Source organism: Streptomyces sp. NPDC051907 (assembly GCF_040681075.1).
Lineage (GTDB): Bacteria > Actinomycetota > Actinomycetes > Streptomycetales > Streptomycetaceae > Streptomyces.
Window position 1 is genome coordinate 42,099 of the sequence record NZ_JBFAYB010000053.1, and the last position, 18,231, is coordinate 60,329.

Sequence of the window (18,231 nt, forward strand, 5' to 3'; positions counted from 1 at the left end):
GCGACCCGCACCGACGAACGCGGGCACGGCACAAGAACCGGCCCGAGGCACGGGCGGCCCGCACCTTCGAGCGCGGCCACGGCACAAGCAACCCCGCCCGAGGCACGGGCAACCCGCACCGACCAACCGCCCCCCGCCCTAGCTCCCCGCGTCGAACCAGCGGTCGCGGGCCAGTTCGTCCGTGCGGGACGGGTCCTCCAGGAGCGCCGCCACCTCGAAGCGCCGCGGCCACTGCGCCGTCGCCCAGGCGAGGCCCGCCGCCACGCCCTCCAGCGTCGACGCGTGGAGCACGCCGTCCGGAGTGCGGTGCCAGTCGAGCTCCACGCCCGAGGCGATCAGCTCCTCGTGCTCGACGTACGTCGAAGGGGTCGTCGGGCCCAGCAGGATGCGTACCGACTCCGGGACCTCGTGCTCCTCGCCGTCCGTCGTCACCTCCGCCGTGACCGCCTCGCTCAGGCGGCGGGTCTGGAGCAGCTCCGCCAGCTCGGCCGCCCGCGACGGGGAGACCGGGAGCAGGGGCAGGTCGGCGGTGAGCGGCAGCAGGTCGGGTGCGTCGGCGACGACCGCCTCGGTCGCGTCCACCACGACCACCTCGCCGTTCACGACGGCCCGCAGCTCGTCCGGGAGCGTGACCTGCTCCGGGTCGAGGTCCGCCAACGCGGTGTACAGCGCGTGCAGTTGCGCCGAGCGAACCGTGCGCTCGGGGTCCGCGAGGCGCCCCAGCAGCTCCGCCGCCCCGCCCGGCTCGTCCAGCAGCGCGGCGACCGACGTGCGTACGCCGAGCGCCCGCAGCACCTCGGAGTCCTCGAAGCCCGTCGTGTCGGCGGACTCGTACAGCCCCTCCAGCAGCGGGTCGCCGCCCTCCGCCCGCAGCCCCGCCGGCCGTCGGCCGTCGAGGACCGGGTGGTCGCGCAGCCACCAGGCCGTGTACGGCCGTACCGTCTCCGTCGTGCCGTCCGGCAGGAGGATGCGCACGGACTGGGTCAGCGCGTCGCGCAGCGGCGGCTGCGCCAGCAGGGCCAGGGCCTGCGGCCAGCAGTCGTCGTCCACCAGCTCCAGGTCCCGTACCGCCGTGATCTCGGTGGCGACTGGCGGCAGCGGAGTCTCGGGCAGCCGGTCCAGCACGTCCTCGCACCACACGTCGACGGCGTCCAGCAGGCCCGCGTCGTCGGGCTCGGCGAAGTCGCCTTCGCGGGGCTCGAGTTCGTCGGGGTCCAGGACGACGTCCGTGGCCCGTACGAGAGCGAAGTTCGCCAGCACCCCGCACGCGGCCAGCGGCTGCTCGCCCCAGCGCTCGGCCAGCTCCGCGTCGCACAGCGCCAGCTCGTCCTCGCGCATCACGGACGCGAACGGGCTGTCGGGAAGAACGAGTTCACCCGCAGGAGCGAGTTCCCCCTCGTCGTCGGGCAGGGCCAGCGCGCCCAGCCACGGCTCGTCGCCGGGCTCCAGATCCGCGTCCCGCACCAGCGCGAGGACGGTCTCCGCGAGCTCGTCGGCGTCCAGCGGGGCGCCGTCCCCGACGCCGTCGTACCAGACCTCGCCGGCGTCCATGGACCCGGCGACGGCCGCCCGCACCTGCGGCGTCGTCAGCACCGCGCGCGGCGTCGCGGGCAGCGCGCCCAGCTTCTCCAGCAGCGGGTGCGCCGCGTCCGGGTGGACGACCTTCAGCCCGAGGCGGGCCAGCTGCGGCGGGGTCTCGGCCAGCGGCAGCAGGGTCTGGCGCGGCCCGATCGTCGTACGGACCGCCCCACCGCCTCCGCCTCCGTCGCCTCCGTCGCCTTCGTCGCCTTCGTCGCCTCGATCCTTGGACGCGTCCCCGGCCAGCGGCACGGGCAGCCCCGACAGCCGGTCGGGGTCGACCCCCGCCAGGCTGTCGTACAGCCGCCGCCACCACGCCGGCGCGCGCTCGAGCCCGGCGAGCCGGTCGATCGCCTCGGTCAGCGGGACCCGCGCCACGCCGAGCGTGCGCAGCTCCACCCGCCGCTCCAGGCCCGCGGGCAGCAGGCACGGCATCACCTCGGCGAGCACCTGGACCGTCTCCGCGCCCGCGCCCTCCAGCACCTCCGCCTCGATGGGGCGCAGCCCCGCCGAGACCTGGCGGTCCGGCAGGCCGGTGTCCTCGCCGGAGACGTCCCGCGGGGCCGCCGCCTCCAGGAACGCCGTACGCGGCAGCCGCTCCAGGATCGCCGCCCGCAGCACGCCGTCCAGCTGTCCCTTGCCGAGCGGTCCCGGCACCAGGTCGATCGTGCCGACGCTCACCGGCGCCCAGTCGCCGAGCAGTTCGGCGTACGCGTCGGCCGCCCGTGCCACCAGGAAGTCGGCGAGCGGCCCGGGGGCCGGGTGGCGGCGGGTCGTGTCCAGCGGCAGCGAGGCGATCAACAGCGCGGGCACGCCGAGGGGTTCGTCGGTCGGGGTCGGCGCGTGCACCACGGGCGCGGTGCGCGGCCGGGCCGGCGCGCCCTCCTCGTCCACGGGGACCGCCCAGGTGACGGTCCAGTACGGCCGCAGCCGCTCCTCGACGGGACGGTCCGCGAGCAGCGCGGGCTCGATCGCGCCGCCGTGGCTGACGACCCGCCAGCGCCGGTCGCCCTGCGCGCTGTCCTCGACGTGCACGTACGAGCCGTGCACGGAGCGCCTCAACTCCCGTACGCCGTCCGGGGTCTCGACGACGATCTCGCTCAGCCCGGACAGCGTCAGCAGCAGCGCGTCGTCGATCCCGGCGAGCAGCCGCTCCACCAGGTCGACGGCGGCGCCGTCGCGCAGGGGCAGCACGACCACGGTGTCGTACCCCTGCGGCGCCGTCCCCTCGGCGGGCAGCGGCAGCCGCAGCAGCGGTACGTGTCCGTCGCGGCGGCGCAGCTCGTCGCCGAGGCCGGGGCTGCCCTGGGCGGCCTGCGTGGCCAGCTCCCTGGCCTCGGCGAGCGACCAGCGCACTCCGCCGTGCCGGCCGACGACGGCGGGCTCGTCGCTCACCGCGAGGACCGCCGCGAAGCCGACGCCGAAGCGGCCGACGGCGGACTCGTGGCCCTCGCGCTTGGCGGAGGCCCGCAGGGTGCTCAGGGACTCGACGCCGGTCGCGTCCAGGGGCGCGCCGGTGTTCGCGGCGGCGAGCACGGCGGGCGCGTCGCCGGAGCCGGGCCGCAGGGTCAGCCGGAGCCTGCCGGAGACGCCCGCGCGGGCGGCGGCGTCGGCGGCGTTCTGCGCGAGCTCGACGACGAGCCGGTCGCGGTACCCGCCGAGGGCGAGGTCCTCTTCGGCGTTGGCGTCCTCACGGAAGCGGGCCGGACTGGCCCCCCACGCGTCGAGCACCCCGCGCCGCAGCCGCGCCGTCCCGAACGGGTCGGCCCACTCGGTCGTCCTGACGCTCACGCTGTGACTCCGCTCTCTCCGGTTTACCGCGATGCCTTGCGTCTACCGCGATGCCTGTGCGCCGAAGGTACCTCCTGAGAGGGGCTGCCGGGGCCGCGCGCCGGACCGATCTCTTCCGCCCGGCGGGGGTGAGGGGCGAGGGCGCGCGGGGGGACTTACGGAGGGCGTTCGGCGAGCTCGTGGGCAGACCTGCCGTCGAACTGCGGGGGACCTCCGGCGCGGGCCGGGGTCCCCTGACGAGCAGCCGATCCTGCGAGCAGCCCGATCTACGCGGGGCCGAACCTGCGCGCGGTCCAGTCTGCGAGCAGGTTCGATCCGCGCGCGGCCCTGCGTGCCGCCGAGCCTGCCAGCAGCCCCATCCGCGTACGACCGAGCTTGCGAGCAGCCGAATCCGCGCGGCCCCACCTGCGAGCAGCCCAGACTGCGTACGGCCGAACCTGCCAGCAGCCCCATCCGCACGCGGCCCTGCGAGCCGGCGAACCTGCGCAGGGCCCGAACGGCGAGCCGCCGAGCCTGCCGCCGGCCCGATCCGCGTACGACCGAGCCCGCAGGCCGCCGAGTGCGCCCCCGTCGGCTACGAGTGGCCGAGGTCCTCCGACGCCGTGTCCGCGGGCTCCGGCACCGAGCCGCCGTCGCGCGGCGGGCGCAGCGGGAACTCGTCCGCGCCCATCGAGTCCAGCACCGGCGGCGCCGGCGTCGGCGGCTTCGGCATGACGGCCGCCTCGGAGTGCCCGCCGCAGCCATACGTCAGCGAGACCACGCGCCCGTCCGCCGGCGAGAACTCATTGGCGCACACGCCGAACGCCTGCCGCAGCGAGCCCGCCATCGGAACGAGGAACCCGCAGGTCACACAGGCTGCCGGGGCTGCCTGGGCCATCGGGGTCTTCGCGCCGAAGGACTCCTCCCAGCGGTCTGCGGCGACGTGCAGGCCGTACCGGGACAGCACGCGGGCCCGGCGCATGCCGAGCTCCTCGGCCACCGACGCGATGGCGCCGCGGCCGTTGTCGATCGCGGAGTCCGCGGTCCTGCGGTCGGTGAGCTCGGCGTCCTCCGCCTCGACCCGTTCGACCAGATCGTGGGAGGGCTCGGCGACCACCGAGTTCGGCGGGGGCACGTCCTCGCCGGTGAAGCCCGGCTCCAGGCGCAGATCCTCCGCCTCGGTGGGCAGCAGATCGCCGGGGCCCATGTCGCCGGGCCGCAGCCGCTCGCTCCAGGGCACCCACTCGGGGGCCAGCAGCGCGTCGGGGCCGGGCAGCAGGACGGTTTCGTCGAGCGTGACGAGTTTCGCGCGGGAGGCCCGCGCGACGGTCACGGCCCAGCGCCAGCCCCGGTAGCCGATCTCTTTGCACTCGAAGAAGTGGGTGACCACACGGTCGCCCTCAGAGACCGTGCCCACATGCTCGCCGATCACCCCCGGGGCCGCGGCCTCCTCGGCCGCCGCCCGGGCGAGGTCTACCGCCTCGGCGCACAGGCGGTCAGGGGTACGGCTTCGCGTCGTCGCAGCACTCACAGGTCTCGCTTCTCTCCTACGCCGTCTCACGGGTGCGCCGGCCGATACCGAGGTACGAGAGTCGCGGACGGAGCGGACCTGAGGGCCGCATCGACGTACGCGCCCGTACCAACCTGTCTCGGGCACACCTACCGTCATCCATTCTGCGGGATGCCGAAGAGGCGCGCGGCCGAGAACAACCGCCGGTGGCGCGCTACGCACGCTACCCCCTCTGCGACTTCCCGCCCACATGCCTGCCCCAACAAGAGACGAACACGCCGCGTCCACCGGGGCGAACACGCCGCATCACGGTTCGCCTCGCCTGGGCTTGGGGCACTATGACGGGGTGGCAGCCGCGAGGTCGTCCGACGAGACCGGGTCGCTCGGCAGAGCGGGCAGGGCGGTGGGCCGCGCCCTGCATCTTCCCTTCACGGGGACGGCACGAGGTATCCGAAAAGCGACCCACGCGCACGGGGCGGGCGAGTCGGGGCTCGGCAAGCTGATCGAGCTCCACGCGGTCAACGGCGCGGGCGACGTGATGATCACGGTCGCACTCGCGTCCACGGTCTTCTTCTCCGTGCCGACGGACGAGGCGCGAGGGCGGGTCGCGCTGTATCTGGGCATCACGATGCTGCCGTTCACCCTCCTCGCGCCGGTGATCGGCCCGCTGCTGGACCGGATCCCGCACGGCCGCAGGGCGGCGATGGCGGGCGCGATGCTGACGCGCGCGGCGCTGGCAGTGACGATGTCCGGCGCGGTGGCGACGGGCGGGCTCCAGCTGTATCCGGCGGCGCTGGGCGTATTGGTGGCCTCGAAGGCGTACGGCGTGGTGCGCAGCGCCGTCGTGCCACGACTGCTGCCGCCGGGGTTCTCCCTGGTGAAGGCGAACTCCCGGGTGACGCTGGCGGGCCTGCTGGCGACCGGCATCGCCGCGCCCATCGGCATCGGGCTGCAGAAGATCGGGCCGCAGTGGCCGCTGTACGGGGCGTGCGCGCTGTTTCTGCTCGGGACGTACTGGGCGTTCACATTGCCGCACAAGGTGGACTCCGCGAAGGGGGAGACCAAGGCGCACATGCTGACGCACGGCGAGAAGAAGCCGTCGCTGCGCACGGTCGGGCCCTCGGTGCTGCACGGCCTCCAGGCGAACGCGGCCTTCCGCGGGCTGTCCGGCTTCCTGATCTTCTTCCTCGCGTTCCTGCTGCGGGAGCATCCGCTGGCGGGCCAGAGCGCGGCGGTCTCGCTGGGCATCGTCGGCGTGGCGGCGGGCGTGGGCAACGCGCTGGGCACGGCGGTGGGGGCGTGGCTGAAGGCCCGCGGCCCAGAGATGATCATCGTGACGGTGCTGGCGCTGGTGCTGGGGGCGGCGATCACGGCGGCGGTGTTCTTCGGCGCGGGGATGGTGGCGGTGCTGAGCGCGACGGCGGGCTTCTCGCAGGCGCTGGCGAAGCTGTCGCTGGACGCGCTGATCCAGCGGGACGTCCCGGAGCAGGTGCGTACGTCGGCGTTCGCGCGGTCGGAGACGCTGCTGCAGATGTCGTGGGTGGCGGGCGGCGCGATCGGGATCGCGCTGCCGTTGAACGGCACGCTGGGCATGGCGGTGGGCGCGGGAATCATCGCCACGGGCGCGCTGGCCTCGGCCCGCGGGCTCCTGGGAGCGGCCCGCAGGGGCGGCCGCCCCCGGTCGAGGGTGGCGTAGGGCCCCGCCGTACCCTGCCGTCCGCCCGCCGTCCCCCTCGGTCCGCTGCGGGCAGCCTCGGTCCGCTGCGAGCAAGCCCGGTCCGTTCCGGGCAGGCTCGGTCCGGCTCGGTCCGTCCTGAGCAGGCGATTCGGAGGGGGCAGGTGGGCTAACCGGGGGCCGCTGCGCGCTGCCACGCCGTACCCCCGCGTGGCGTGGCCGTACGGGACCGATAGCCTTCGGGCCATGACCGTTGCGTTCTTCTCGGGCAAGCGCCGCCGGGCCGCTGCCGCTCTGGGTGCCGTCTGTTCCGGGCTCCTGGTTCTCTCCGCCTGTGACAAGCCGACGCCGCTCGCGACCGTGACCGTCGGGACCGACACCGTGACCACCGAGGCGGCCTGCTACAACGACGGCGAGCCGATCAAGGAGTCGCTGCTCCAGGGCTGCCTGACCGAGAAGCCCGCCAAGACCATCAAGGTCGCCATGGACGACAAGGTCCGCATGGGCGTCGACCCGGAGATCGCCGAGAACGGCTGGACGCTCCTCTTCGGCGGACAGCCCGTCGAGCAGGAGCCGTACCACAAGACCTACCGGACCGTCCCCGGCAACGCCTTCTTCTCCTCCGCGACCGGCGAGCCGACCAACAAGACCGCCGTGTCCATCATGGAGACCGACGGCAAGAAGGTCATCGGCATCTGGCACTTCCAGTTCGAGAAGGAGTCCTGACCTTCCAGGACCCGGAGGGCCGTGCTGTGCGCGTACTGGTCGTGACGGCGGTGGCGGCGGAGTCCGACTCCGCCGCCGCGGGGCTCGCCGACGGCGCGAGCGCGGCCGTGGACACGCAGGTGCTCGCCGCCGGCGTCGGCCCGGCCGCCGCCGCTGCCCGCACCGCCGCCGCCCTGACCGCCGCGCTCGCCACCGCGCCGTACGACCTCGTCGTCTCCGCCGGCATCGGCGGCGGCTTCCAGCCCCACGCCCCCCTCGGCGCCCTCGTCGTCGCCGAGTCCATCGTCGCCGCCGACCTCGGCGCCGAGACCTCCGACGGGTATCTCGCCGTCGAAGAGCTCGGCTTCGGCCGCTCCGTGCACCACCCGCCGGCCGCGCTCTCCGCGCGCGTCGCCAAGACGCTGGACGCCGTGTACGCGCCCGTTCTGACCGTCTCCACCGTCACCGGCACCGCCGCCCGCGCCGCCGAGCTCGCCCGACGTCATCCCCGTGCCGCCGCCGAGGCGATGGAGGGCTTCGGCGTCGCCGAGGCCGCCGCCGCCCACAGCGTGCCCGTTCTCGAGATCCGCGCGGTCTCCAACGCCGTCGGCCCGCGCGACCGCGCCGCCTGGCGCGTCGGGGAGGCGCTCGGCGCCCTGCGGCACGCCTTCCAGCTGCTCGCCCCCGTCTTCGAGGAGACGCCGTGACCTTGCAGATCGCGTACTCGCCCTGCCCGAACGACACCTTCGTCTTCGAGGCGTGGGCGCATGGACGGGTCCCCGGCGCGCCTCCCGTCCACGTCACCTTCGCCGACATCGACGTCACCAACGGCATGGCGGAGCGCGGCGAGCTCGACATCCTGAAGGTGTCGTACGCCGTGCTGCCCTGGGTCCTCGACGAGTACACGCTGCTGCCCTGCGGCGGCGCGCTCGGCCGCGGCTGCGGGCCGCTCGTGCTGACCCGCGAGCCGGGCGTCGACCTCGCAGGGAAGACCGTCGCCGTGCCGAGCGAGCGCTCGACGGCGTATCTGCTCTTCCGGCTGTGGGCCGCGGCCGCCGTCCCCTCGGAGGTCGGCGAGATCGTGGTGATGCCGTTCCACGAGATCATGCCGGCCGTGCGCGACGGCAAGGTCGACGCCGGACTGGTCATCCACGAGGCCCGGTTCACGTACCAGAGCTACGGGCTGCACTGTCTCGCCGACATGGGCGAGCACTGGGAGGACACGACCGGTCTCCCCATCCCGCTCGGCGCGATCATCGCCAAGCGGTCGCTCGGGGCGGACCGGCTGCGACGGTTGGCCGAAAGTATTCGTACGTCGGTCCGGATGGCCTGGGACGATCCGCAGGCTTCCCGTCCCTATGTGCTCGAGCACGCCCAGGAGATGGACCCGGCCGTGGCCGACCAGCACATCGGGCTGTACGTCAACGAGTTCACGGCCGACCTCGGCGACGCCGGATACGCGGCGGTGCGGGGGCTGCTGACACGCGCCGCGGCCGAGGGGCTCGTACCGCCCCTCGGCCGCGATGCGCTCAATTTCGTCTAGGCGAAGCGACCGGTTCGTGCCGATTTACGCTGGGTCATATCGGGCCGTACCGGTCTATTTCGGACTAGACGTCCAGCTGGTCGGCCACCGCGCGCAGCAGACCCGCGATCTTCTTGCCGTGCACCTTGTCGGGGTAACGGCCGCGCTCCAGCATCGGCGTGATGTTCTCCAGCAGGGTCGTCAGATCCTGCACGATGGACGCCAGCTCGTCCGGCTTGCGCCGCTGGGCCGCCGCCACGGACGGGGTCGGGTCGAGAACCGTCACTGAAAGGGCCTGGTCACCGCGCTGGCCCGCCACCACGCCGAACTCCACGCGCTGGCCCGGCTTGAGCGCCTCGACTCCTGCGGGGAGCACCGACGAGTGAACGAAGACGTCGCCGCCGTCGTCGCGGGAGAGAAAGCCGAAGCCCTTCTCGCTGTTGAACCACTTGACCTTGCCGGTAGGCACGTCTGTCCTCGTCCTCGTACTCGTTGGGGCGCTGGGGCACCGGAACTTGGGCGCCGAAAAAACGGCTCTGGATAGCACTACAGCGGGTCTTCGTCGACCCGCCATCCCCAAGGCTAATGGTCTAGGGGCTGGTGACAAGACGTCGCCGAACGGTTCCTCCGCGCAGGGAACTACCCTGGCCGGATGACTGCTACTCCTCCCGCCCCCGGCGACGGCCTGGTGCGCGTCGGCGCGATCGTCTTCATCGTCGGCGCGGTCGCCACACTGGTCACGGTGGCCCCGCTGTTCCTCGGCACCGAGCCGTTCCCGCCGCTCGCCTACGCGGTGTGCATGCTGATGGGAGTCGGCTTCGTGATCGCCGCGGCGGGGGTGCTGCGGTCGATCGCGGCGCAGCGACGTCAGGCGAAGTCGGCGGTGTAGCGCTATAGCGCTGTAGCGGCGGCGTAGCGCTATAGCGACGCGGAGATGTCAGGCCGAGGCGGCGGTGTAGTCGCGCAGCCACTCGGGGAACGCGGTCAGATCGTCCAGGATCACGTCCGCGCCGGCCGCCCGCAGCTCGTCCGCGTCGCACGGCCCGGTGGGCACGGCGACGGAGAGCGCCTCGGCGGCGCGCGCGCCGCGCACGTCGCCGGTGTGGTCGCCGACGTACACGCTCGCGCCGTGCTCGCGCAGCGCCTCCGCCTTGGCCTCAGCCCAGAGCCAGCCGATGACCTCGTCCGGCTCTATGCCGAGGTGGGCGAGGTGGAGCTTGGCGTTCGGCTCGTGCTTGGCGGTGACGACGATCGCGCGCCCGCCGACGGCCTGCACGGCGGTGACGGCCTCACGGGCGCCGGGGAGGGCGGGGGTCGGGGCGACGGCGTACGCGGGGTAGAGCGAGCGGTACAGATCGCCCATCTCCTGGACCTGCTCGGCGGGGAACCACAGCGCCAGCTCCTGCTCCAGCGGCGGGCCGAGCCGGGTGACGGCGAGGTCGGCGTCGATCCACACCCCGGTCTGCGCGGTGAGGGCCCGGTAGGCGGCGTGGATGCCGGGGCGCGAGTCGATCAGCGTCATGTCGAGGTCGAATCCGACGGTCAGGGTGCGCGAAGCCGGGTGGGATGCCATGGGCCCATTGTGCCGGGGCCGGCGCGGGGGGCGGAGGGCCGGGTTCCAGGGCGGGGGGGGCGGAGGGCCGCGCCCGGGGGGGGCGAGGGTCGGGCTCTGAGGGCCGAGGGCCCGGGCCTCGGGGACGAGGGCCGGGCCCCTGCGGCCGCAGGCCGCACCCCGGAGACCAAGCGCCGCCCTCCGGGAGCCGAAGACCCGGGCCCGGGGGTGGCCCAGGGTCCGGAGCCGGAGACCGAGAGCTGGCCCGGGGGAGAGCCGAACCGGAGCCGCCCTGCGGGCCAAAGGCCGGTTCTGGGAACCAAGCACCGGGCCCAGGGGGTCCATGGCCCGTGCCCGAGGGCCGAAGGCCGCGCCCGGGCGCGGAAGGCCCAGACCCTGGAGACCGAGAGCCGCGCCCCGGAGACCGAAGACCCGGACCCAGGAGCCCAAGGCCCGGACCCGGAGACCGAAGCCTTGAGCTCTGGGAGCCGAAGGCCGCCCCCAGGAGCCCAAGGCCGGGCCCGGAAACCGAGAGCCGCGCCCCTGCGGCCGCAGACCGCACCCCGGAGACCGAGCGCCGCCCTCCGGGAGCCGAAGACCGCGCCTGGGGGCCCAAGACCCAGACCCGAGGGTGGCCCAGGGACCCGGAGCCGGAGACCGAGAGCTGGCCCGGGGGAGAGCCGAACCGGAGCCGACGGCCCGGCCCCGAGGCCGGGCCCTGAGGGCCAAAGGCCCCGGTTCTGGGAACCGAGCACCGGGCCCAGGGGGCCCAAGGTCGGCCCCAAAGGCCCAAGTCCCGGGCGCTGGAGACCGAGAGCCGCGCCTCGGGAGCCCAACGCCCGCGCCCCGGAGACCGAAGGCCGCGTCCGGGGGCCAAAGACCCGCGCCCCAGGGGCCTAAGTCCGTCCCGGAGGCCGAAGACCACACCCCCGCACCCCACACACCGCCCCCTCCCCCGCCAAACCTTCCGCCCGTCGATTGGCGCGTACTGGCTGCTCCACCCGGCCCCGCCGTCGTATCGGCGGAGCGCCTACCGTCGGCTGGCGGGGCGCCCGGCCCCACCCGCCAACCCCCAGTAAAACCAAGGAAGATGGCACATCTGTGCGATCATTCCCGATGGGATGTCCATTCAGTGACGGCGTGAGCGGACTAGGGGGAAGCGGTGTCGTTGCGTGATCTCGTCCACGACGAAACAGTCGCGTCGATGTCTCGTTCGGAGCGGTTGGCGGCGCTGCGTTCTGCGCGTCTGTACTTCCAACGCCCCGACGAGCCCGGCTTCTTCGTCTGCGAGACGGAGGAAGGGCCGGTCGTCCCGGTCTTCACCTCCTGGGAAGCACTCGGACTGTTCGCCGGGCCCTGTGCATGGGCTTCCACGACCGTCGAGGACCTCGTGGAGCTACTGCCCGAGGGGGTGCGCGCGCTGGTGGATCCGCTGGGGCCGCGGGCGTTCGTGCTGAACGCGGAAGCACTCGAGACCACGGACACGCAGGGGGAGCGCGATGGCGGAGCCTGACAAGGCGGATGCGAGCTGGGGGCCGGGCGACGGCTACAAGATCGAGATCGCCTCGGTGCGCGCCGTACTGACGCCGCTGGAGGAGTCCATGGTGGCCGCGCGCGACATCAAGCGCGACTGGAAGGGAATGTCCTCGCAGATCGCGAACTCGGCCGACTTCGACGTCTACGACGCGACCGACAAGATGCTCTCGTCGTGGGGCTTCGGCATGGGGCAGGTGGCCGAGTACACGGACACGGTGGTGGCGACGCTCCGGCAGGTCCTCGCCGCCTACGTACTGGCCGATCTGCTGCGCATCAAGGACTTCTCGCCGACCGCGGCCAACATGGCCAAGCTGCCGTTCGGCGAGCGCGGTCTGAAGGCGTGGCAGGAGGGGTCCCGGCCGAAGTTCGATCCGCCGCCCGAGATCTATCAGGAGCCGTGGCTGGACGACGGCGACTCCGGAACCTACCAGGACGTGCCCAGAAACCCCCGCCTGCGCCATGACGGCGTCTGGGAGGTCGACGGCGGGTCGAAGGGAACGATCGCATGACGAGCCGCGATGCGATGAACAGCGGCGGGGCCGAGCGCATACCGCCCCAGGCCAAGCCCAGCGACGTCATCTACGGCAACGCGGAGCACGTCGACGGCCTCGCCCTCAAACTCCTCGCCTACGCGGGCGCGTTCAAGGACGGGATGGACAAGCTGTCCGACCTGTCCCTGATGAACTGGACCGGGGCCGGCGCGGAGGGGTTCCAGGACGCGACCAAGAAGCTCCCCCGGGACCTGGAGTCCGCGCAGAAGTACTTCGAGTCCGCCGGCAAGGCCCTGGACTCCTACGCCTACAAGCTGCGCTCGGTCCACACCCGCGTCCGGCCGATCATCGACGACGCCGACGAGGCGCGGGCGACCTCCAAGAGCTACTGGAAGCGCGTCACCGACTACAACGCCGCCCTGGACCGGAAAGACGATCCGCTGCCGGAGCGCCCGCCGGAGAACGATCCCGGCCTCGCCGCGCTGAACGCCTGCTACGCCCGCCTGGACAAGCTGGAGAGCGAGCTGCAGACCGTCATCGACGCGGCCAAGCGCCAGCTCGACAAGGCGGCCGAGGAAGCCCCCGACAAGCCCCCGCCCCCCAAGGGGTGGGACAAGTTCAAGAAGGGGTTCGGCGACTTCCTCGGCGGAGCGGGCGACACCCTGTACGACTGGAACGAGAGCTTCGAAGGCCTCGTCCGCGACGGGCCCGACGGCATCGGCCTGCATCTGGCGGGCATGGTGGACGGCGCCTCCTACGCCGCCCACCACCCCCAGGAGTTCGCCAAGGCCGTCGTCAACTGGGACGAATGGCAGCGCAACCCCGCCCGCGCGGCGGGCATGCTCACCCCCGAGCTCCTCCTCGCTCTCGCCAGCGGCGGCGCCGGCGCGATGCGGCGCGGCGGCTCGGCGGCCGTGGACGCCGCGAAGCGCCTGACCAACCGGGAGCAGGGGCTGCGCAGGGACGGCAGCGCCCGCGACCGCACGGACAGCGAACCGGACATGAACACGACGCCCAACGAGGAGCGTCCCACGGCCGGCGAGCCGATCGACGTGGCGACCGGCGAGATGATCATGTCCGCCACCGACGTCACCCTGCCCGGCGCCCTGCCGGTCGTCCTGGAGCGGCACTACGTGTCCGGGCACCCGTGCGGGGGCTGGTTCGGCCCCACCTGGGCGGGCACGCTGGACCAGCGCCTGGAGATCGACGGGAAGGGCGTCGTCTACGTCACGGACGGCGGCATGCTGCTGACGTATCCGGTGCCGACGCCCGATGCGGCGACGATGCCCACCTCCGGCCCCCGTTGGCCGCTGTACTGGGACGGTCAGCCCGACGGCGCCTTCCGCATCCTCGTACCGGAGCGGAACCGCACCCTCCACTTCGCCCCGCTGCCCGTGGGCGGCCGCGAGCTGGCCCTGACCGCGATCACCGACCGCAACGGCGACGGCGACCGCATCGACATCGCCTACGACGCCCAGGGCGCGCCGAAGGAGATCACCCACTCCGGCGGCTACCGCATCGCCGTCGACACCGACCCCGAGCTGCTGCGGATCACAGCCCTGCGTCTCCTGCACGGCGAACGGCGCGGCGGCCAGAGCGGCGGCCAGAGCGGAGACCAGCCTGGCGAGCTGAGCGGCGAACGGCACGGCGAACAGCGCGAGCACAGCACCACCCTCACCTCCTTCGCGTACGACGCCGAAGGCAACCTCGCCGAGGTCGTCAACTCGACCGGCAAGCCGCTGCGCTACCGCTACGACGACGAACACCGCGTGACGTCGTGGACGGACCGCAACGGCACGACGTACGGCTATGTCTACGACCACCGGGGCCGCGTCCTGCGCGGCATCGGCCCGGACGGCATCCTGTCGGGCCGGATGCACTACGACACGGCCTCCCGCACCACCCGCTACACCGACTCGCAGGGCAACACCACCGCCTACGTGCGCAACGAGGCGTACAAGATCGTCGCGACCGTCGATCCGCTGGGGAACACCACCCGCACGGAGTGGGACGAGACCAACCGGCACCCCGTCGCCGTCACCGACCCCCTGGGCCGCACCACCCGCTACCGCTACGACGACCAGGGCCGGCTGACCGCCGTCGAGCGGCCCGACGGCACCGTGGCCGAGACCGTCTACGACGACCGCAGCCTGCCGCTGGAGACCCGGGAGGCGGGCGGCGCGGTGTGGCGCCACACCTATGACGACCGCGGCGCCCACACCTCCACCACCGACCCCAGCGGCGCCACCACGCACTACGGCTACAACAGTTCGGGCCACCTCACCTCCGTCACGGACCCGCTGGGCCACACCACCCGGTTCACCACGGACGCGGCGGGCCTCCCGATCGAGACGACCGACCCGCTGGGCCGCACCACGCGCATGCGCCGGGGCCCGCACGGCCAGGTCACCGCCGTCACCGACGCCCTGGGCCGGACCACGCGTCACGGCTGGACGATCGAGGGCATGCCCGCCTGGCGCGAGGGGCCGGACGGCGCCCGCGAGGTGTGGCAGTGGGACACCGAGGGCAACCTCGTCCGCCACACCGACGAAGCCGGGAACACGACCGCGTACACCTACACCTACTTCGACCAGCCCGCCACCAGGACCGATCCCGACGGCGCGCACTACGCCTTCGCCTACGACACCGAGCTGCGCCTGATCGGGGTCACCAACCCCCAGGGCAGGCAGTGGCGCTACGACTACGACGCGGCAGGCCGTCTGGTCGCGGAGACCGACTTCAACGGCGCCACCCGCACCTACGAACGCGACGCGGCAGGCCGCCTCACCGCCCAGACGAACGCGCTGGGCGAGACGCTGCGCTTCACCCTCGACGCGATCGGGCGCATGGTCGCCCAGCACGACGAGACCACCGGCGAGGTCACGACGTACGCGTACGACGCACGCGGCGCCCTGCTCCACGCGGCGAACGCGGACACCGAGCTGACCCGGCAGCACGACGCGGCCGGCCGCGTCCTCTCGGAGACGGTCAACGGCCGCGTCAGCGCCTACGCGTACGACGTCATGGGCCGACTGACCCAGCGCGTCACCCCCTCCGGCCTGCGCTCCCGGTGGACCCACGACCCCGCGGGCCGCCCCACCGCGCTGAGCAGCGGCGACGGGAGCATCTCCTTCGCCTACGACACGATCGGCCGCGAGACCGAGCGCCGCATCGGCGACGACACCACCCTCACGCAGACCTGGGACGAGGGCGACCGCCTCACCGCCCAGACCCTCGCCACCCGCCATGAGTCGGCGGCGGACCGGATCCTCCAGCACCGCACCTACGCCTACCGCCCCGACGGCTACCTCACCGAGATACGCGAGCTCACCACCGGAACGCGGCGGTTCGCACTGGACCCCGTGGGCCGGGTGACGGACGTCCAGGCACACGGCTGGAGCGAGAAGTACGCCTACGACTCGACGGGCAACCAGACCCACGCCGACGCGCCGCACCACCCCACGGCCGGAGAGCGGAGCTACGAGGGCGCGGTCCTGCGCCGGGCGGGCCGCACCTCCTACGAGCACGACGCCGCCGGCCGTCTGATCCGCAAGACCCGCAAGCTCCTCAACGGCCAGACCCGCACCTGGACCTACACCTGGAGCGCGGAGAACCGCCTCACCAAGGCCACGACTCCGGACGGCGGGGAGTGGACGTACGCCTACGACCCGCTGGGCCGCCGCATATCCAAGACCGGTCCGGACGGCACGCCCCTCGCCTTCACCTGGGACGGCACCTGCCTGGCCGAGCAGTACGCCTCGGACGGCACGGCGACGACATGGGACTACGCGCCGGGCACCCACCGCCCGGTGTCCCAGTCCACCCGCCAGACGCTCCAGCCCGGACCCGAGACCGGACTCGGGACGGGCCACTCGATCCTCGCCCTCGACGACGCCACCCCCCAGTCCGAGTACGACGCCCGCTTCCACGCGATCGTCACGGACCTGGTCGGCACGCCGATCGAGCTGGTCGCCTCCGACGGCGACCTCGCCTGGCAGTCCCGCACCACCCTCTGGGGCACCCCCCTGCCCGCCTCGGAGGGCGAGGTGGACTGCCCGCTCCGCTTCCCCGGCCAGTACGCGGACCCGGAGACCGGCCTCAACTACAACTACTTCCGGCACTACGACCCGGAGACCGCCCGCTACACCACACCGGACCCGCTCGGGCTGGTGCCGGCGCCCAACGCGCTGACGTATGTTCGCAACCCCCACACCTGGACTGACCACCTAGGACTCGCCGGGGAGCCGGAATGGGCCAATCCAGAGGATCTCAACTTCTCCCAGCGCACCGTCTCCCCGAACGACTACGTGGAGAAGATGCGCTCCGGGGAGTGGGACTGGACACGACCCGGAACAGCGTTGAAGGTCATGGAGGTAGACGGCCAACTGGTGTCGTACGACAACCGAAGGCTTGACGCTGCGCGCGAGGTGGGAAGGCCGGTCATCATCGAGCGAGTCGATCCGAACGCGGTCCACCCTGATTCGACGACCGGACGGACATGGGCGGAGCAGTTCAGAAGGCGCATGAATTCCGGGCGGAACAGAAACGAACTAGGCGAGCCAGTCCCCCCGACGGGGCTTCAGGAGAGGCCGGAGCACGTGCGCAACGGGAAGTGCAAGAACAAATGACCGCGATCGAACGCCTCTGGGAAGACTACGATCTTCCCAGCAGAGATTCACTCCACTTCGCCGACGGGCGCTCCTTCGACGTCGAGCTCGACTCCGACGCGCCGGGCGGTTTCAGGGTGCTCGACGCCTTCGACCTGGACGAGATGCTGAAAGACGATCCGTCATGGACGTCCTCGGTCGACGGGCGGGCCGTGGTGGACCTGGGAGAGAAGGGGCTCCTATGGGGCGGCGAGGGCTCGTACGGGTCAGACGGATTCGCCGCACGTCTGACCGCTGATCGTGCGCTGATCTGGGCGATCTTCTTCACGGAGTCCAATCCACTCAATCGGATCGAGCTGTCCGGAAACGTCGCCACGTTTTACTCGACCGCGGATATCACGATCACCGTCGACATCGACGATCCACGGACTCCCGTCTCCTGAGACGCCGAGGTCGTACGCGACGCCTGGGCTGGACCGCGCCTGGGCTGGGCCGCCGCAGCCGTCGCGTACGACCTCAGCGCCTGCGGGCGCGCCACACCAGGAAGAGCGCGGAGGCGATCGCCGCCGTGCGCACCACCCATGGCCACGTCCCCGTCAGCGCTTCGCGCATGCCGTCCTCGGCGATCGGCTCGCCCCAGCGGCCGTTGACGCGGCCCCAGAGCCAGACCACCCCGCCCGCCGCGGCCGCCCCGGGCAGGACGGCCACCGCCCACTTCGCCTCGGCGCGCGAGAGCCTGCGCGAGCCGTAGGCCAGCAGCCAGCCGAACGCCAGCGCCAGCCAGTAGCCGAACAGCGCGCCCGCGACCAGCAGGACCGCGGCGAGCAGCAGCAACGGGTTGGCCGGGCCGGTCCGTTCCGTCGGCTGGGCGCCGCGGCGGCGCAGCCGGGAGAGCCAACGGCGGGCGCCCGTGCGGGACTCGGACTCGCTGCCGTCGTCGGCGGACTCGTCGTAAGCGCCTTCGTACGTCCCGTCGCCGGCGCCCTCGTACTCCTCGTCGTACGCCTCGTCGTCCCCGTCGTCGTCCGCGTCCTTGAGGCTCTCGCGCCTCCTCTTCGCGGGCGGCTTCAGTATCTCCGGGATCTCCACCCCGCCCCGGAACCCGCCCACCGACTCGCCCGGCCCGAACTGCGCCTGTTCGAGCGGCCCGGGCTCGATCCGCCACCAGTCCGGCTCGTCGCCGGAGTCCCCCAGCTCGTCCGTCCCGGCCAGATGCGGCGGCGACGCGCCCTGCGCGGCCGTCGGCGGCCGCGGCGCCGCGGACTTGCGGGGGCGCGGAACCCGG

14 protein-coding genes are annotated in these 18,231 nt (G+C 73.0%); 9 read left to right on the top strand and 5 right to left on the bottom strand.

Features of this window, described 5'->3' with window-relative positions; translation table 11 throughout:
- Window positions 1–138: 138 nt before the first annotated feature.
- Both AB0M39_RS25320 and AB0M39_RS25325 read right to left on the bottom strand, forming a co-directional pair.
- Window positions 139–3,369 carry a molecular chaperone Hsp90 gene (locus AB0M39_RS25320; protein ID WP_365368129.1) on the bottom strand — a complete coding sequence of 1,077 codons (3,231 nt, stop codon included), beginning with the start codon at window positions 3,367–3,369 and terminating at the stop codon, window positions 139–141.
- A 574-nt stretch (window positions 3,370–3,943) separates the two neighbouring features.
- Window positions 3,944–4,879, bottom strand: coding sequence for a DUF3027 domain-containing protein (locus AB0M39_RS25325; RefSeq protein WP_365368131.1), 936 nt, complete (start codon window positions 4,877–4,879; stop codon window positions 3,944–3,946).
- Between the two features lie 325 nt (window positions 4,880–5,204).
- Here AB0M39_RS25325 and AB0M39_RS25330 point away from each other — a divergent pair, with 325 nt between their 5' ends.
- From AB0M39_RS25330 to AB0M39_RS25345, 4 genes are all read left to right on the top strand, one after another.
- Window positions 5,205–6,554 (top strand): MFS transporter, encoded by a 1,350-nt coding sequence (locus AB0M39_RS25330; RefSeq protein WP_365368133.1) that lies wholly within the window; start codon window positions 5,205–5,207, stop codon window positions 6,552–6,554.
- A 225-nt stretch (window positions 6,555–6,779) separates the two neighbouring features.
- Window positions 6,780–7,259, top strand: a complete 480-nt coding sequence (locus AB0M39_RS25335) for a DUF2771 domain-containing protein (protein WP_365368135.1) — start codon at window positions 6,780–6,782, stop codon at window positions 7,257–7,259.
- 26 nt (window positions 7,260–7,285) lie between these two features.
- Window positions 7,286–7,945 carry a futalosine hydrolase gene (locus AB0M39_RS25340; protein ID WP_365368137.1) on the top strand — a complete coding sequence of 220 codons (660 nt, stop codon included), beginning with the start codon at window positions 7,286–7,288 and terminating at the stop codon, window positions 7,943–7,945.
- Window positions 7,942–8,781, top strand: a complete 840-nt coding sequence (locus AB0M39_RS25345) for a 1,4-dihydroxy-6-naphthoate synthase (protein ID WP_365368139.1) — start codon at window positions 7,942–7,944, stop codon at window positions 8,779–8,781. Before AB0M39_RS25340 ends, AB0M39_RS25345 begins: the two co-directional genes overlap by 4 nt.
- 64 nt (window positions 8,782–8,845) lie before the next feature.
- On the opposite strand, the gene AB0M39_RS25350 is transcribed toward AB0M39_RS25345, so the two are convergent.
- Complete coding sequence (locus AB0M39_RS25350; protein WP_189550285.1) at window positions 8,846–9,229, bottom strand: cold-shock protein; 384 nt, start codon at window positions 9,227–9,229, stop codon at window positions 8,846–8,848.
- A gap of 183 nt (window positions 9,230–9,412) precedes the next feature.
- Between AB0M39_RS25350 and AB0M39_RS25355 the strand changes: the two genes are divergently transcribed.
- Window positions 9,413–9,649, top strand: coding sequence for a hypothetical protein (locus tag AB0M39_RS25355; protein WP_365368141.1), 237 nt, complete (start codon window positions 9,413–9,415; stop codon window positions 9,647–9,649).
- Window positions 9,650–9,697: 48 nt separating this feature from the next.
- Here AB0M39_RS25355 and AB0M39_RS25360 read toward each other — a convergent pair whose 3' ends face one another.
- The gene (locus AB0M39_RS25360; RefSeq protein ID WP_365368143.1) at window positions 9,698–10,333 is read right to left on the bottom strand and encodes a haloacid dehalogenase-like hydrolase; all 636 of its coding nucleotides are present in this window, start codon (window positions 10,331–10,333) and stop codon (window positions 9,698–9,700) included.
- A gap of 1,183 nt (window positions 10,334–11,516) precedes the next feature.
- Between AB0M39_RS25360 and AB0M39_RS25365 the strand changes: the two genes are divergently transcribed.
- From AB0M39_RS25365 to AB0M39_RS25380, 4 genes are read left to right on the top strand one after another with little or no spacing between them, the layout of a single operon-like run.
- Window positions 11,517–11,825, top strand: coding sequence for an SseB family protein (locus tag AB0M39_RS25365; RefSeq protein ID WP_365368145.1), 309 nt, complete (start codon window positions 11,517–11,519; stop codon window positions 11,823–11,825).
- Window positions 11,812–12,357 carry a hypothetical protein gene (locus AB0M39_RS25370; protein WP_365368147.1) on the top strand — a complete coding sequence of 182 codons (546 nt, stop codon included), beginning with the start codon at window positions 11,812–11,814 and terminating at the stop codon, window positions 12,355–12,357. The genes AB0M39_RS25365 and AB0M39_RS25370 overlap by 14 nt, the downstream gene beginning before the upstream one ends.
- Window positions 12,354–16,967, top strand: coding sequence for a DUF6531 domain-containing protein (locus AB0M39_RS25375; RefSeq protein WP_365368149.1), 4,614 nt, complete (start codon window positions 12,354–12,356; stop codon window positions 16,965–16,967). Before AB0M39_RS25370 ends, AB0M39_RS25375 begins: the two co-directional genes overlap by 4 nt.
- Window positions 16,964–17,389 carry a hypothetical protein gene (locus AB0M39_RS25380; RefSeq protein ID WP_365368151.1) on the top strand — a complete coding sequence of 142 codons (426 nt, stop codon included), beginning with the start codon at window positions 16,964–16,966 and terminating at the stop codon, window positions 17,387–17,389. The genes AB0M39_RS25375 and AB0M39_RS25380 overlap by 4 nt, the downstream gene beginning before the upstream one ends.
- Window positions 17,390–17,462: 73 nt before the next feature.
- Here the strand turns inward: AB0M39_RS25380 and AB0M39_RS25385 are convergent.
- On the bottom strand, window positions 17,463–18,231 hold a 769-nt coding region (locus AB0M39_RS25385; RefSeq protein WP_365368153.1), incomplete at its 5' end, for a hypothetical protein.

Excerpts from the sequence above, each read along its gene's own strand:
- AB0M39_RS25335 (WP_365368135.1), top strand. The coding sequence starts at position 6,780 with ATGACCGTTGCGTTCTTCTCGGGCAAGCGCCGCCGGGCCGCTGCCGCT.
- AB0M39_RS25355 (WP_365368141.1), top strand. The coding sequence starts at position 9,413 with ATGACTGCTACTCCTCCCGCCCCCGGCGACGGCCTGGTGCGCGTCGGC.
- AB0M39_RS25360 (WP_365368143.1), bottom strand. The coding sequence starts at position 10,333 with ATGGCATCCCACCCGGCTTCGCGCACCCTGACCGTCGGATTCGACCTC.
- AB0M39_RS25365 (WP_365368145.1), top strand. The coding sequence starts at position 11,517 with ATGTCTCGTTCGGAGCGGTTGGCGGCGCTGCGTTCTGCGCGTCTGTAC.
- AB0M39_RS25370 (WP_365368147.1), top strand. The coding sequence starts at position 11,812 with ATGGCGGAGCCTGACAAGGCGGATGCGAGCTGGGGGCCGGGCGACGGC.
- AB0M39_RS25375 (WP_365368149.1), top strand. The coding sequence starts at position 12,354 with ATGACGAGCCGCGATGCGATGAACAGCGGCGGGGCCGAGCGCATACCG.
- AB0M39_RS25380 (WP_365368151.1), top strand. The coding sequence starts at position 16,964 with ATGACCGCGATCGAACGCCTCTGGGAAGACTACGATCTTCCCAGCAGA.